General features: G+C 46.6%; 12 protein-coding genes. 1 reads left to right on the forward strand and 11 read right to left on the reverse strand.

What is annotated here, in order from left to right; translation table 11 throughout:
* Positions 1 to 126: 126 nt before the first annotated feature.
* From mazG to rlmD, 3 genes are all read right to left on the reverse strand, one after another.
* The gene (gene mazG, locus VER99_RS11850) at positions 127 to 918 is read right to left on the reverse strand and encodes a nucleoside triphosphate pyrophosphohydrolase (RefSeq protein WP_020333972.1); all 792 of its coding nucleotides are present in this window, start codon (positions 916 to 918) and stop codon (positions 127 to 129) included.
* 272 nt (positions 919 to 1,190) lie between these two features.
* Entirely contained in the window at positions 1,191 to 3,410 is a 2,220-nt protein-coding gene (relA, locus tag VER99_RS11855; RefSeq protein WP_014232988.1) for a GTP diphosphokinase, read from the reverse strand.
* 120 nt (positions 3,411 to 3,530) lie between these two features.
* Complete coding sequence (gene rlmD, locus VER99_RS11860) at positions 3,531 to 4,850, reverse strand: 23S rRNA (uracil(1939)-C(5))-methyltransferase RlmD (RefSeq protein ID WP_020333973.1); 1,320 nt, start codon at positions 4,848 to 4,850, stop codon at positions 3,531 to 3,533.
* Between the two features lie 192 nt (positions 4,851 to 5,042).
* Between rlmD and barA the strand changes: the two genes are divergently transcribed.
* The gene (gene barA / locus VER99_RS11865) at positions 5,043 to 7,841 is read left to right on the forward strand and encodes a two-component sensor histidine kinase BarA (RefSeq protein ID WP_020333974.1); all 2,799 of its coding nucleotides are present in this window, start codon (positions 5,043 to 5,045) and stop codon (positions 7,839 to 7,841) included.
* An 83-nt stretch (positions 7,842 to 7,924) separates the two neighbouring features.
* Here the strand turns inward: barA and acpS are convergent, their stop codons facing one another.
* From acpS to VER99_RS11905, 8 genes are all read right to left on the reverse strand, one after another.
* Positions 7,925 to 8,305, reverse strand: coding sequence for a holo-ACP synthase (acpS, locus tag VER99_RS11870; protein ID WP_020333975.1), 381 nt, complete (start codon positions 8,303 to 8,305; stop codon positions 7,925 to 7,927).
* A gap of 12 nt (positions 8,306 to 8,317) precedes the next feature.
* Positions 8,318 to 9,049 (reverse strand): pyridoxine 5'-phosphate synthase, encoded by a 732-nt coding sequence (gene pdxJ, locus VER99_RS11875; RefSeq protein WP_020333976.1) that lies wholly within the window; start codon positions 9,047 to 9,049, stop codon positions 8,318 to 8,320.
* Positions 9,046 to 9,777 (reverse strand): DNA repair protein RecO, encoded by a 732-nt coding sequence (gene recO, locus VER99_RS11880; protein ID WP_014232993.1) that lies wholly within the window; start codon positions 9,775 to 9,777, stop codon positions 9,046 to 9,048. The genes pdxJ and recO overlap by 4 nt, the downstream gene beginning before the upstream one ends.
* 105 nt (positions 9,778 to 9,882) lie before the next feature.
* On the reverse strand, positions 9,883 to 10,845 hold the full coding sequence (gene era, locus VER99_RS11885; protein ID WP_014232994.1) for a GTPase Era: 963 nt from the start codon (positions 10,843 to 10,845) through the stop codon (positions 9,883 to 9,885).
* Complete coding sequence (gene rnc, locus VER99_RS11890; RefSeq protein WP_014232995.1) at positions 10,838 to 11,515, reverse strand: ribonuclease III; 678 nt, start codon at positions 11,513 to 11,515, stop codon at positions 10,838 to 10,840. The genes era and rnc overlap by 8 nt, the downstream gene beginning before the upstream one ends.
* A 148-nt stretch (positions 11,516 to 11,663) precedes the next feature.
* Positions 11,664 to 12,563 carry a signal peptidase I gene (gene lepB / locus VER99_RS11895; protein ID WP_014232996.1) on the reverse strand — a complete coding sequence of 300 codons (900 nt, stop codon included), beginning with the start codon at positions 12,561 to 12,563 and terminating at the stop codon, positions 11,664 to 11,666.
* 104 nt (positions 12,564 to 12,667) lie between these two features.
* Entirely contained in the window at positions 12,668 to 14,461 is a 1,794-nt protein-coding gene (gene lepA / locus VER99_RS11900) for a translation elongation factor 4 (RefSeq protein ID WP_020333977.1), read from the reverse strand.
* Between the two features lie 160 nt (positions 14,462 to 14,621).
* On the reverse strand, positions 14,622 to 15,092 hold the full coding sequence (locus VER99_RS11905; RefSeq protein WP_014232998.1) for a SoxR reducing system RseC family protein: 471 nt from the start codon (positions 15,090 to 15,092) through the stop codon (positions 14,622 to 14,624).
* Positions 15,093 to 15,103: the final 11 nt, after the last annotated feature.

Below are 15,103 nucleotides of genomic sequence, written 5' to 3' on the forward strand. Positions count from 1 at the left end.
AAATCTATCACACTGCTATTTTTTATTTTTTGCTTCAAATCAAAGTGAGCAAAGAGAAGACGGCTGCATATTTATCTTCTGAGTCAAACTTGTCTCAAAACCGCTTGCTGTCGATTGACACCCTCTCTATTCTTCTTTTTTGACTTCATCCCAGAATTTATCAAGCTCAGTCAAAGAGCAATCTTTTAATCCCCTGCCCGATTGAGCCACCTTCACCTCTACCTGCTTAAAGCGTCGCGCAAACTTTAAATTCGCCTTACCTAATGCCACTTCTGGATCTTTACCAAGATGACGAGCCAGGTTAACCGTAGCAAAAAGCAAATCACCCAGTTCGAGTTCTACTTTCTCATCGTCTGGGTCAACTTGAATCGCTTCTTCCATTACCTCATCGATTTCTTCCTGAACCTTTTCCACAACAGGCCCAAGCGAGTCCCAATCAAATCCATATTTCGCGCATTTTTTCTGAATCTTTGTAGCACGAGAAAGTGCAGGCAAAGAGTTTGGTATTGAGTCTAGAATACTTTCTTCTTGTTTGCCTACTTGTGCTTTTTCTTTCGCTTTTTCTGCTTCCCAATTGGCATTGATATCAGCATCGGATTCAAACTCCACATCGGAAAAAACATGAGGATGACGACGAGTTAATTTTTCATTTACGGTTTCGACCACGTCTGAAAAATCAAACAGATCCTGCTCTTTCGCCAATTGGCTGTAAAAAATAACCTGAAACAGCAAATCACCCAGCTCTTCTTTTAAATTTGGCCAGTCTCGATTTTGAATCGCATCCACAACTTCATAGGTTTCTTCTATCGTATGCGGAACAATGGTGTCAAAGCTCTGCTTCAGGTCCCAAGGACACCCTCCCTCCGGATCACGCAACTTCGCCATGATCGCTTCAAGCTGTTCAATTGGATGACTCATATATTTTCCCCTTAAACAAAGAGCTCCCTTAAACAAAGAGCTCCCTTAAACAAAGAGTTCCTTTAAACAAAAAGGCGAGCAGCATAACCACTCACCTCTAATTAATTCGCTTACAGCAAACACCGCGTAGCTTCTTTTAGTACTCACCTTTCACTAAGTAATTGTTATTTTAACAAGGCAACAAGCTTTCGAGACTCCTGAGCATGGTTCACCATGTGATGGAGCGAGAAAGCGAAGTTAACGCAGTAAAAATGACAAGTACAACGTGAAAGTTAGCCGAGACGTTTTACAGACATCACATCTCTAATCTGCTCAACACGTTTAGAAACACGCGACAACGCCTCGATATTGGTCACTTCGAGATCAAAGTCCATGATGGCTAGCTGACGACGGTAATCGACACGACTCTTCATGCTGGTGACTTTGATTTTCTCATTCGCAAATAGAGTGGTGATGTCTTTCAGCAAACCACCACGCTCCATCGCCTCAACTCGAACGGTGAGAATGTACGAACCGACAAAACCACTGCCCCAGACGGTATCAATAATACGTTCTGGTGCGTGATGTCTTAGCTCTTCGAGCTGTTCACAGTCGCTACGGTGCACTGAAATGCCACGACCTTGTGTAATGTAGCCACAGATATCATCACCCGGGATTGGCTGACAACAACGCGCAAGATGCGTCATCAGGTTATCAACCCCTTCCACTACCACCGCATCTTTCTTCGGTCGGCTTTGTGCTGGCGCTTTGTGCTCGGCTTCTTGCAGCTTTTCTAGGGCTTGTTGGTCTTCTTCTTCTGCGGTTGGCTTGTTAACCAGTGCATTGATGTGGTTGATGATCTGGTTGATACGTAAGTCACCACTTCCGACACCGACGTACAGCTCATCTGGCGTATTGACGTTGAATCGCTTCAGCGCGTAACGCTCTGCATCTTTCATGGTCGCGCCAATTTTCACTAGTTCGTGCTCTAGGATTTCACGACCGGCCTCTAGGTTCTTCTCGCGACTTTGCTTGCGGAACCAAGCATTGATCTTGGCGCGAGCTCGACCTGAATGAACGAAACCTAGTGAAGGATTTAGCCAGTCACGTGACGGGTTTGGCTCTTTCGAGGTGATGATTTCGACCTGATCACCCATATGCAACTTATGGGTAAATGGTACGATTCGACCTCCGACTTTAGCGCCAATACAGCGGTGCCCCACTTCGGAGTGAATATGATAAGCGAAGTCCAATGGTGTCGCGCCCATTGGTAAGTCGACAACATCACCACGAGGCGTAAAGGCATAAACGCGATCATCGAATACTTGGCTTCGTAGCTCGTCCAGCATTTCACCAGAATCGGACATCTCTTCTTGCCAATCCAGAAGTTTACGCAGCCAGGTGATCTTTTCATCGTACCCGCTACGTGCGCTCGCGCCTTCTTTGTACTTCCAGTGCGCGGCAACACCGAGCTCCGATTCCTCATGCATTTGCTTGGTTCGGATCTGGATCTCGATGGTTTTCCCTTCAGGGCCAAGAATCACGGTATGGATGGACTGATACCCGTTTGGTTTTGGGTTCGCGACGTAGTCATCAAACTCACTTGGTAAGTGCTTATATTTGGTGTGCACAACACCTAACGCGGCATAACAGTCTTGCAGCTTATCGGCGATAATACGCACCGCTCTGACGTCAAATAACTCATCAAACGCCAGACTCTTCTTCTGCATTTTTCGCCAGATACTGTAAATGTGCTTTGGCCGCCCACTCACTTCAGCATTAATGCCACAAGCTTTCATCTCTTCTGTAAGGTCTTCAACAAAGTCTTTGATGTACTGCTCACGAACAATACGACGCTCAGATAACTGCTTCGCGATTTGTTTGTAGGTTTCTGGCTGCTGGTAGCGGAATGCGTAATCTTCGATCTCCCACTTGAGCTGACCGATACCAAGACGGTTCGCTAATGGCGCATAAATGTTGGCACATTCTTTTGCCGCAGCACGACGGACTTCGTCCGGCGCTTTCTTAACTTCAATCAGGTTACAGATGCGCTCTGCCAGCTTGATAACAACGCAGCGGAAATCATCAACCATGGCAAGCAGCATGCGACGCACGTTATCTACCTGAGACGACGCAGCGCCCCCTTCCATGGTGACATTAAGTTGACCGATGGCGGCCATCTCTTCAACGCCATCTATCAGCTTTATGATTTCTTTACTGTATTTTTCTTCCAGCAGTTCTCTCTTGAAAGCACCACTTGAAACCAATGGGAACAGTTGTGCTGCCACTAAGGTAGCTTTATCCATAGACAAGGTGATCAAAATCTCGATCATTTCTCGTCCACGCCACAGCAATAACTCCGCTTGCTCGTGATCTGCCAAAATGTTTTGGCAATCTCTGTACACTTCAATTAAGCGTGATGCTGTGTTTTTCTCTTGCCCCAGGCTAGCCACCCAATGCTCGAGTTCAAACTGTTCGTTTTGATTTAAATGCGCGCTTCTTACCGCAACCATCTCATCGTCCTAATTATTATATTCGTGTGGTTTGACTAACACCGTCCAGATTAGTTCTTTCGCCAGCATAGAGTGCTGACTTTTTGACCCCACCACAAGTAAAGGGCCAACGCCCTATTGCTAGGACTTTTCAAACAAGGCCATGGATTCTAAATGGCTGGTATGCGGGAACATATCGAGCATACCTAATTTGGTTAATTTGTAGCCTTGTTCAATTAAGCTCTGACTGTCCCTTGCAAGGGTAGCAGGATTACAAGAAACATAAACCACGCGCTGAGCCCCAAGAGCGGAAACTTGATCGATGATCCCGCTCGCTCCGGCACGCGCCGGATCGAGCAGTACTTTATCAAACTTCTCTGCCGCCCAAACCTGACCGTCAAAGTCCTGCTCTAGGTTAGCGTGATAAAATTGTGCGTTGTTGATTTGGTTCAAGGATGCATTATTTGTCGCTTTTTCTACCATTTCAGCGACCCCCTCTATACCCACAACGTGTTTCGCCAACTTAGCGATTGGCAAGCTAAAGTTACCCAGCCCACAGAACAAATCTAACACTCGATCGCTGTCTTGCGGGTCTAACCACTGGATGGCCTGAGCCACCATTTTTTGGTTTACCGCTTGGTTGACCTGAATAAAGTTATTTGGCGTGAAAGGTACCTTCACACCATTTTCCTGATAAAACGGTATCTCGCCTGAAATTAAATCAAGCTGATCAGTTTGCGGCATCAGGTACAGCGTGGCGTTATGACGCTCAGCAAGCTTAACCAAAGCCTCAACTTCCGGTTCAGTCAGATTACTCATGTGGCGCAGCGTAATACAAGGTCCGTTATCGCCTAAGACCAGCTCAACATGACCAAGTTGATCGGGCTTTTTAAATTGTTTTAGCTCTGCGTAAATTTCCGGAAGCAAAACGTTCAGCTGTGGAGCCAACACTGGGCAATCGGTCACCTGAGCAATCTGTTTACTTTGTTTTTTGCGAAAACCAAAGTGCAGTTGGCGCGTTTTTTTATCCACAAACAGACTTACGCGTGCTCGACGTCGATAGCCAAGCTGCTCGCCTAATACTGGCGCATCAAGTTCGATATCACTGCCTGCAAATTTTCGCATGAGCTGACGCAGTGTCTGCTGTTTGTGCGTCAATTGTTGGTCATATTCCAAGTGCTGTAAATCACAGCCACCACACTCATGGTAATGCGGACAGAATGGTTCAGCACGAGTGTCACTTGACTGCAAAATTTTGATCAGCTTACCGCGGGCAAACTTACTTTTCTCTTCCACCAGCTGTGTCACCACTTCCTCACCTGGCAGCGCTCCATCAATAAATAGCGGCTTTTTCTTTAGGTAAGCGATACCCGCGCCATGATGATCCAAACGTTCAACGTGCACCTGCTGGTGACGAGTGTTGAGTTGGGTTTTCTTTTTCGGTTGAAAGATGCGTGCCATGCTCTGTGCCTGATTTGTGTCTAATTGCCCTACGGCTTCACTATTCTTGATTGCAGCCGTTGTGTGATTCGAGTGACTTGATTATGCTTACCGTTTATTCGGTGACGTCACTTCTTTACTCAAGGCATTATCGTGCGCTTGAGAAATAATGCGTTATTTTCCCATATCCAGACTCCGATGTAATTAGATAACATGACCAGATATGGCTTACGAGCACGTGTAATTACACTGACTCTCGCTCCCACTCTCATTATTGGCTTATTGCTGAGCGGCTTTTTCTCATTTAACCGCTATCAGGATCTTGAGAAACAAGTTATCACCACAGGTAATAGCATCATCGAACCGCTAGCGATTGCCAGTGAATCTCACCTAATGACAGAAAGCCGTGAAGCAGTCCGACGCCTTATCAGCTACGCTCACCGCAAAAACTCGAAACTGGTTCGAAGCATTGCCGTCTTCGATGCGCATCATGAACTGTTTGTAACCTCAAACTTCCACCCTAATTTCGAAGCGTTGATGTTTCCGAAAGATAAGCCTATCCCACAGTTGGGAAATTCGGAAATCTACGATAATTACCTGATTTTGCGTGTGCCTATTTTATCTGAAGGGCATTACCTGACGGATCTGTCTAACAAAAGCCAAGCGACCAAAGCCATCGGCTACATTGCCGTGGAGCTGGATCTCTCGTCTCTGCGTCTTCAGCAATATCAGGAAGTCTTCTCAGCCTTTTTGGTACTTATTTTAGGACTCGGTCTTGCCAGCGTGTTCGCCTCTCGTTTAATGCATGATGTGACTCAGCCGATCACACACATGAAAAACGTTGTAGACCGTATTCGACGCGGCCACTTAGACGTTCGTATCGAAGGGAAAATGCACGGTGAGCTTGATCAGCTGAAAAATGGTATCAACGCCATGGCCGTCTCACTTTCGGAATACCACGTCGAGATGCAACACAGTATCGATCAGGCTACCTCTGACCTACGTGAAACATTAGAACAGCTGGAAATCCAGAACGTTGAGTTAGACATCGCGAAGAAGCGTGCTCAAGAAGCCGCACGTGTGAAATCAGAGTTCCTGGCCAATATGTCGCACGAACTGCGTACCCCGCTAAACGGCGTGATTGGCTTTACGCGCCAGATGCTCAAAACGCAACTTTCTAATAGTCAGACGGATTACCTGCAAACGATCGAAAAGTCAGCAAACAACCTACTGAATATTATTAACGATATCCTCGACTTTTCTAAACTGGAAGCGGGTAAGCTGGCTCTGGAAAACATCCCGTTTGATTTCCGTGAAAGTCTGGAAGAAGTCGTTAACCTTCAAGCGACCAGTGCGCATGAGAAAGGGCTGGAAATTACGCTCAAAGTCGATCCTAAAATTCCACCAGGCTTGGTTGGTGACCCTCTGCGTATTCAGCAAATTCTTACTAACCTGGTTGGTAACTCGATCAAGTTTACTGAGCGCGGCAACATTGATATCAGTGTGGAAATGCGTTCCCAGTCTGGCGATTCGGTCGAATTGCAATTTATGGTTCGCGATACCGGTATCGGTATTTCAGAGCGTCAGCAAGCGCAGCTCTTCCAGGCATTTAGCCAAGCCGATGCCAGCATCTCTCGCCGTTATGGCGGTACAGGTCTTGGTCTGGTCATTACCCAGAAACTGGTTAGCCAGATGGGGGGAGAAATCAGCCTGACCAGCCGCTTGCACCAGGGCTCTACGTTCTGGTTTACCCTTCGCCTCAACTCGACAGAAATGCCAATGAGCGACCTTATCGAGATTGAACTGCTTACTGGCAAACAGCTGTTATTGGTGGAACCAAACATGCAGGCAGCATCAGTAACGCAGCAGATCCTAAGCCAGGAAGGCATCTTAGTCACTTATCGCTCCTCGTTGCCTGAAGCAAATGAGCACTACGATTACGTGTTACTTAATTTGGCTGCAAACCAGACTTACGATGAACAATCGGTTGAAGCCTGGATAGAACAAGCTAAGCAAATGGCACCAAGCGTGATCATGGGGACGCCAAGTACCGAGCTTGCTCTGGCAGACCAGATCATGAAGGAACATCAAATCCAGTGTTTGACCAAGCCTTTGTCCCGCCGTCGATTACTACAAAGTCTGATCAGCGAACATGTTGAATCGCCTCAGCCACTGAAAGCGCCAATTAAGACGGTAGAAGAAGAACGTTTACCACTGCACGTTCTCGCTGTTGACGATAACCCCGCCAACCTGAAGCTTATATCGGCCTTGCTGAAAGAGCGCGTTGAAACGGTAACCGCATGCAGTAACGGTCAACAAGCCGTGAATCTGGCGACCGAGAAAAAGTACGACATGATATTCATGGACATCCAAATGCCACATATGGATGGGGTGACCGCCTGTAAACATATCAAGCAGATTGAGCTCAACAAAGATACGCCAGTCATTGCGGTAACCGCACATGCGATGGCAGGCGAGCGTGACCGTCTACTCGCAGCGGGTATGGATGATTACCTCACCAAACCAATAGAAGAGCATGTGCTGCAACAGGTTTTGGTTCACTGGAACCCAAATGCTTGCGCGGAAAGCTTCAGAAAAGTCACACCTTCGTATGTTGATGAACAAGAAGGTGAAGCACTAAATGCAACAGAAAAGGCTCACCAAGATGTCATTATCGATTGGCAAGCCGCGTTGAAACAGAGTGCGAATAAAGAAGATTTGGCCAAAGATATGCTGCGCATGTTAATCGACTTTATCCCAGAAGTGGATGGAGTGGTTGCTCAAGCTCTAGAAGAAGAAAACTTTGCCCGTGAAGAGCTTATTCATGTCATTCACAAGCTGCACGGCAGTAGCTCGTATTGCGGCGTTCCAAGATTAAAATCATTATGTGCGACGCTGGAGCAAGCACTTCGCTCAGGCGCTGAACTTAACGACATTGAGCCGGAAATGTTTGAGCTACAGGATGAAATGATTAAGGTCACGACCACCGCTAAGCTTTATCTAGAGCAGTAAATGTCCGCTGACTAAAACGACAAAGCCAGAGCAGATGCTCTGGCTTTTTGCTATTTGGTTTCTTTACAAGAAATTCAGACGATTCAGGACTCTAAAATCACGGTCGCAACAGCGTAGTGTCTCTCGTCGGAGATCGAAAGGTGAACATGGTTCACCCCCAATTTTTGAGCTATTTGCTGCGCCGTACCAGACAAGGAAATTACCGGCTTCCCCAGATCATCGTTAGTCACGCAAAAGTCGTGAAAGGTCACCCCTTTTGCAATGCCGGTTCCCAGTGCTTTCGATGCCGCTTCTTTGGCTGCAAAACGTTTGGCAAGATAACGCCCTTTTTGCTTTAGCTGTGAAAACTTCAGAATCTCTTCTTCACAAAGAATGCGCTGAGCAAATGACTCGCCAGTGCGATCCAGCGCTTTTTCAATGCGCTCAATTTCCGCGATGTCAGTGCCTAAACCTAAAATAGCCATTCGTATGCCTGATTACTTACGAGCTTCGATCATCAAAGCTTTCATATCAGCAACCGCTTTCTCTAAGCCATCGAAGACAGCGCGGCCAATGATCGAGTGACCAATGTTCAGTTCGTAGATTTCTGGTAACGCTGCAATAGGGGCAACGTTATGGTAAGTCAAACCATGACCCGCATTAACGATGATACCCAAATCGTCAGCATAGCTTGCGCCAGCTGCAATTTTTTTCAGTTCCGCTTGCTGCTCTTCCTCAGTTGTCGCATCAGCATAGTGACCAGTGTGAAGTTCAATATAAGGCGCGCCACATTGCTTAGCTGCATCAATCTGTTGACGGTCTGCATCGATAAACAGAGAAACTTTAATACCCGCTTCGGTTAGTTTCTCCGTTGCCGCCTTCACTTTAGCCAGTTGACCAACCACATCCAGGCCACCTTCTGTCGTCAGTTCTTCACGTTTTTCCGGTACTAGACAAACGAATTCCGGTTTGGTTTTCAGAGCAATCTCAACCATTTCATCGGTTACAGCCATCTCTAGGTTCATGCGCGTCTGGATAGTTTCACGCAGAATACGTACATCACGGTCCAAAATATGTCGGCGGTCTTCACGCAAGTGAATAGTAATACCATCAGCACCCGCTCGCTCTGCAATTTCAGCAGCATGAACAGGATCCGGATATTTTGTACCACGTGCGTTACGTAAAGTAGCAATATGATCGATATTAACGCCTAAATAGATTGAGCTCATTTTCCATTACTCCGTGCTCTGGGTGTGTGAATAAACAATTCACGACTTTTTAAAGGTTTGCCGCCAAGATACGGCTTTAAGGCTATACGTGTAAAGCGTTTTGCCGCTTTTAACTGCTCTTTAGTGACAAAGCGCCGCTCACTGATTGCAATCAATTCATTACCTAAAAATGTCAGGTTGTCTCGCCTCACGGAAGCAATAAATCCCTTCTGCTCACGATAACGGTAAGTCATGTTCGCTTCGACAGGTTCACCTGTCCCTGCACAGTGCATAAAATCGACGCCGTACCCCATCGTAGAAAGCAAGGCCAGTTCAAATCGTCGCAGTGCTGGCTCAGGATTATCGCACTGAGCAAGTTCGGTTAATGCATGCAGATAATCGTGAAACAAGGCTGGCATTGGCACTTCTGCCATCAATACACGTCCAATCAATTCATTAACGTACATAGCAGAGTAAAGGTTAATACCTGTTAAGGGTAAGCCAAGGCTGATAGGCTCGGCCTGTCTTAAGGTTTTCATTGACCCTTTGCCTGACCATTTTAGTAACAGTGGCGTGAATGGCTGTAGCGCCCCTTTCAGGTTCGAACGTTTACTACGCGCGCCTTTGGCCATCAATGTGATGCGGCCATACTCCTCACTGAACACATCAAGTATCAAGCTCGATTCACTGTAAGGTCTTCGGTGCAAAACAAAGCAGCGTTGTAAGCCTTCAGAGGACTGGTTACTCATCTATATCGGTGTGCCTAATCGTCTAATTACTGAGTAATAAAAAATAAGGAGCCAAGCGGCTCCTTATTCTAATCGATGTTGGAGCGAAGTGGCTTCGCTTCAAGTTTATAGATCGTCGATGTAACCCAGTGAGCGCAGCGCACGTTCGTCGTCAGCCCAACCAGATTTCACTTTAACCCAAGTTTCGAGATAAACCTTACGACCAAACAGCTCTTCCATATCCAGGCGAGCTTCACGGCCGATGGTTTTGATCTTCTCGCCACCTTTACCGATCACCATTTTCTTCTGACCGCTACGTTCAACCAGAATCAGTGCATTGATATGGAAGCCATCGGTTTCCGGGTTGTAGTCAAAACGTTCAATCTCTACCGTCACTGAGTAAGGAAGCTCCTCACCCGTGAAACGCATCAGCTTCTCACGAACAATTTCAGATGCCATAAAGCGCTGTGAACGGTCTGTCACGTACTCTTCTGGGAAGTGATGCGTCGCTACTGGTAAATGGTCGCGTACATGTTTACGCAGTACATCGATGTTCTTGCCTTGCTTCGCTGAGATTGGCACAACGTCGACAAAGTCCATTTTCTTAGACATGTCCGCCATGTGCATCATCACTTCATTGCGATCTTGTACGTTGTCGACTTTGTTTACACACAGCACAACAGGGAAGTTCGATTTCTGCAACTTCGTCAGTACCATCTCGTCGTCTTTAGTCCAATGGGTACCATCGACTAAGAAGAATACCAAGTTCACATCACTCAACGAAGAGTTTGCCGCGCGGTTCATCAAACGGTTGATTGCACGCTTTTCTTCAATATGAAGTCCAGGTGTATCGACGTAAATCGCCTGATAGTCACCGTCAGTGTCCACACCCATAATACGGTGGCGTGTGGTTTGCGGTTTGCGAGAGGTAATCGAAATCTTCTGACCCAAGATTTTGTTTAAAAGGGTCGATTTACCTACATTTGGACGACCAACAATGGCGATAAAGCCGCAGTGCTGGTTTTCTGGTGAACTCGTTTCACCATGTGATGCAAAGTATGCATCGATATCGAATTCGTTATCAGCCATTAGTTAATTGCTCAAGTGCTGTTTCCGCTGCCGCCTGTTCTGCCTTGCGGCGGCTGGTGCCTTTACCGATTACAGGTTTATCCACACCTGCGACTTCACACTCAACCGTAAATTCTTGGTTGTGCGCTTCACCTTTAATATTAGTCACTGTGTAAACAGGCAGTGGTTTTCTTCTGCCTTGCAGGAACTCTTGGAGGCGAGTTTTTGGGTCTTTTTGTGATACACCAGGCTTAATGGCTTCAAGGCGAGACTTGTACCAGCTCAGTACAATGCCACGCACTGCTTCAATATCACTATCTAGGTAAATTGCACCAATAATGGCTTCCACCGCATCGGCTAGAATAGAGTCACGGCGAAAGCCACCACTCTTCAATTCACCTGGACCTAATTTTAAATAATCTCCTAGATCGAATTCACGACCCAGTTCCGCCAATGTGTGTCCGCGAACCAAAGTAGCACGCATACGGCTCATGTCACCTTCGTTCACTTTCGGGAAACGATGGTACAGATCATCAGCGATGACAAAACTTAAAATTGAATCGCCCAGAAACTCAAGACGTTCGTTATGCTTACTGTTGGCGCTGCGGTGAGTCAGCGCCAAGTTGATAAGCTCGGCATCTTTAAACTGGTAGCCGAGCTTACGCTCTAGTTTATCAATTGGAGAATTCATACTCTCTCGACATTAATGTTTATTTCTCTATATAGTTGAAGTTGCAGCTAGGCGACAAATAAATTCAGCCCTATGAGCATAGATGTACTATGTAACTAGGGGGGATTTATGCAGTCAACAACGCTGCGACTTCAAATATGACGAGAAGTTAGTGAATACCACCGATGCGGTTAAAACGCACACCCGTTGGAATCCATGAAGGTAGAACGCTATCTGCGCCACGCTCAAACTCGAAGCTGATCCAAATGGCGACAGCTTTGCCGACTAGGTTTGCTTCAGGAACAAAGCCCCAGTAACGGCTGTCTGCACTGTTGTCACGGTTATCACCCATCACAAAGTACTGACCTTGTGGTACAACCCATTCTGTTGTTCCGCTACGTGGGAAGTACTGCTCCACATGATTGCGAACAATTGGGTTAACCAAAATATTGTGCTCAACGTTACCCAGTTTTTCATCCAACTGGATCATCGGGATACCATTTGAGCTAAATTGACTCTCTTCGACATTACTCAGTTTAACTGGCTTACAGCTCGATTCACCTTTGCTTTGAATACAAATCTGCTTGTCGTTTGAGTAACGCACGATATCCCCTGGTAGACCAACCACACGCTTGATGTAATCAATGCTAGGGTGAGGAGGATATTTAAACACGACGATATCGCCACGTTCTGGTTTGCCTGTTTCTACCAGCTCAGTACGCCATACGGGATCTTTCAGACCGTAGGCATACTTTTCTACCAGGATGAAATCCCCAACCAGCAAAGTAGGCATCATTGAGCCAGATGGGATTTGAAACGGTTCATAGATAAAAGAACGTAATACGAGTACAAACGCGATCACAGGGAAAATAGAGACGCTGTTTTCAACCCACCAAGGCTGGCGTTCTACTTTTTGCAGGGTGACTGCATCTAAGCCGTTAGCTGTTTGCGCTTCGATCTCTGCGACTTTTGCCTGACGTTTCTTTGCAAACACCAGTTTTTCCAAAAGCCAAACTACACCAGTTACCAAGGTCACGATAACCAGAATCAGTGAGAATGTATTCGCCATTAAATTCCCTTATCTAAAAATGCGAAAGTGAAAGAGCGCTAACTCTTTCACTTAATTTAAGTTCTAACGTCTTATGACCAACAAGAATGGAACAAAGTTCAATTCTAGTCTTTGCCTACGTGAAGAATCGCCAGGAACGCTTCTTGAGGCAGTTCGACGTTACCGATCTGCTTCATACGCTTCTTACCTTCTTTCTGTTTCTTCAGAAGTTTCTTCTTACGGCTAACGTCACCACCGTAACATTTCGCGATAACGTTCTTACGTAGCTGTTTAACCGTCGAACGCGCGATGATGTGGTTACCGATCGCAGCCTGAATCGCGATATCAAACATCTGACGAGGGATGAACTCTTTCATCTTCTCAACCAACTGACGACCACGAGTCTGAGACTGATCTTTGTGTGTGATCATCGCTAGCGCGTCAACCGTGTCACCGTTCAGAAGTACGTCTACGCGAACCATGTTCGACGCTTCAAAGCGCTGGAAGTTGTAATCCAGAGAAGCATAACCGCGAGAAGTCGATTTCAGACGGTCGAAGAAGTCGAGAACCACTTCTGCCATTGGAATATCGTAAGTCACGGCTACTTGGTTACCGTGATAAACCATATCCACCTGAGCACCACGTTTTTCAACACACAGTGTGATAACGTTACCTAGGTATTCAGACGGTACCAGGATATTACAACGTGCGATTGGCTCGCGGATTTCTTCGATGTCGTTTACCGCAGGCAGTTTCGCTGGGCTATCGACATACAGCAAATCACCATCGGTTTTCTCTACTTCGTAGACTACCGTAGGCGCAGTTGTAATTAGGTCTAGATCGTATTCACGCTCTAAACGTTCTTGGATAATTTCCATGTGCAGCATGCCAAGGAAACCACAACGGAAACCAAAGCCCAGAGCTGCAGAGTTTTCTGGCTCGTAGAATAGTGACGCATCATTCAGGCTTAATTTACCTAACGCATCACGGAAGTTTTCGTAATCATCCGATGATACAGGGAACAAGCCAGCGTATACCTGAGGTTTTACTTTCTTAAAGCCTGGTAGTGGTTTGTCACTGCCGTTTTTCGCCAGTGTCAGCGTATCACCTACTGGTGCGCCTAGGATGTCTTTAATACCACAAACAACCCAGCCTACTTCGCCAGTATTTAGAACCTCAGTGTCCACTTGCTTAGGTGTGAAGATACCCAAACGGTCTACACCCCAAGTTTGACCTGTGCTCATTACTTTGATCTTGTCGTTCTTCTTCAGTGAACCATTTTTGATTCGCACTAAAGATACTACGCCAAGGTAGTTATCAAACCATGAGTCGATGATCAGCGCTTGTAGCGGTGCGTCTGGATCACCTTCTGGCGCTGGAATCGCTGATACGATGTTTTCTAGTACGTCTTCAACACCCAAGCCTGTTTTCGCAGAACAGCGGGTTGCTTCCATCGCATCGATACCAACGATTTCTTCAATTTCTTCTGCTACACGTTCAGGATCTGCAGCTGGAAGATCGATCTTGTTTAGGATTGGCACAACTTCCAGATCCATTTCGATCGCGGTGTAACAGTTCGCTAGCGTTTGCGCTTCTACACCCTGGCCAGCATCAACCACCAATAGCGCGCCTTCACAAGCGGCTAGAGAGCGTGATACTTCGTATGCAAAGTCTACGTGTCCCGGAGTATCGATGAAGTTTAGCTGGTATGTTTCACCGTCTTTAGCGGTGTAGTTTAGCGTCACACTCTGAGATTTAATGGTGATACCACGCTCACGTTCAAGATCCATTGAATCCAGAACCTGTGCGGCCATTTCACGATCGCTCAATCCTCCACAAACTTGGATTAAACGGTCTGATAGGGTCGACTTACCATGGTCGATGTGGGCGATAATCGAAAAGTTACGAATGTGCTTCATAGATTTAGGCTGACTAACTCTTTACAAAATAGGGACAGTAAGAAAGCCATCATCTGATGGCATTTCAATCAAGTTGGCAGATTCTACCGAATTTCGTTAGCGGGCGCACGTAATTTAAAGTACATAAACCCAAGTGACTGAAAGGGGGCGGGGTCAGAGCTTACTGGATCGGCTCTCCAAGCACTCGAACTAACGTGACTTGGCGCTGCGATTCATCTTCAAGTGGCTTGGATACACGCTTCGCTAACCAAACGCCACCAGCAGCAAATAGTGCTGAAGAGAGAATAATTACGCCTTCACCACCTGCGATGAGAGGAGCAAACAGTAGATGACCGAAAAGTGCACCGAGTATCAGACCAAACAGTGGCAGCAGGTACACCGCCATCGCAGATTTAATTAAACTGGATTCAGGGAAACCAATTTCGACGACTTGTCCGACTTGCACGGCTTTTTCTGTGCGCAAATGCCAGGAAAGGCTTTTATTACCAATGGCTTTCGTGACCACACCAGTGCCACAACTTTTTTGAGACGAGCAGCTGCTGCAACTGGTTTGCTGCTCGCAGCTCAGGTCAATTTCATATCGCTTACCGTGACGCTCAACCCCTGTCACAGTCGCTAGCGCAGTCATCATCGCACGTTACT

Origin of the sequence: Vibrio natriegens NBRC 15636 = ATCC 14048 = DSM 759 (genome assembly GCF_035621455.1) — a bacterium.
GTDB lineage: Bacteria > Pseudomonadota > Gammaproteobacteria > Enterobacterales > Vibrionaceae > Vibrio > Vibrio natriegens.

What these genes read in the sequence shown, in the direction of transcription:
- acpS (WP_020333975.1), bottom strand. Translation starts at nt 8,305, where the DNA reads ATGGCTATTTTAGGTTTAGGCACTGACATCGCGGAAATTGAGCGCATT.
- VER99_RS11905 (WP_014232998.1), bottom strand. Translation starts at nt 15,092, where the DNA reads ATGATGACTGCGCTAGCGACTGTGACAGGGGTTGAGCGTCACGGTAAG.
- lepA (WP_020333977.1), bottom strand. Translation starts at nt 14,461, where the DNA reads ATGAAGCACATTCGTAACTTTTCGATTATCGCCCACATCGACCATGGT.
- barA (WP_020333974.1), top strand. Translation starts at nt 5,043, where the DNA reads ATGACCAGATATGGCTTACGAGCACGTGTAATTACACTGACTCTCGCT.
- pdxJ (WP_020333976.1), bottom strand. Translation starts at nt 9,049, where the DNA reads ATGAGCTCAATCTATTTAGGCGTTAATATCGATCATATTGCTACTTTA.
- rlmD (WP_020333973.1), bottom strand. Translation starts at nt 4,850, where the DNA reads ATGGCACGCATCTTTCAACCGAAAAAGAAAACCCAACTCAACACTCGT.
- relA (WP_014232988.1), bottom strand. Translation starts at nt 3,410, where the DNA reads ATGGTTGCGGTAAGAAGCGCGCATTTAAATCAAAACGAACAGTTTGAA.
- recO (WP_014232993.1), bottom strand. Translation starts at nt 9,777, where the DNA reads ATGAGTAACCAGTCCTCTGAAGGCTTACAACGCTGCTTTGTTTTGCAC.
- lepB (WP_014232996.1), bottom strand. Translation starts at nt 12,563, where the DNA reads ATGGCGAATACATTCTCACTGATTCTGGTTATCGTGACCTTGGTAACT.
- mazG (WP_020333972.1), bottom strand. Translation starts at nt 918, where the DNA reads ATGAGTCATCCAATTGAACAGCTTGAAGCGATCATGGCGAAGTTGCGT.
- era (WP_014232994.1), bottom strand. Translation starts at nt 10,845, where the DNA reads ATGGCTGATAACGAATTCGATATCGATGCATACTTTGCATCACATGGT.
- rnc (WP_014232995.1), bottom strand. Translation starts at nt 11,515, where the DNA reads ATGAATTCTCCAATTGATAAACTAGAGCGTAAGCTCGGCTACCAGTTT.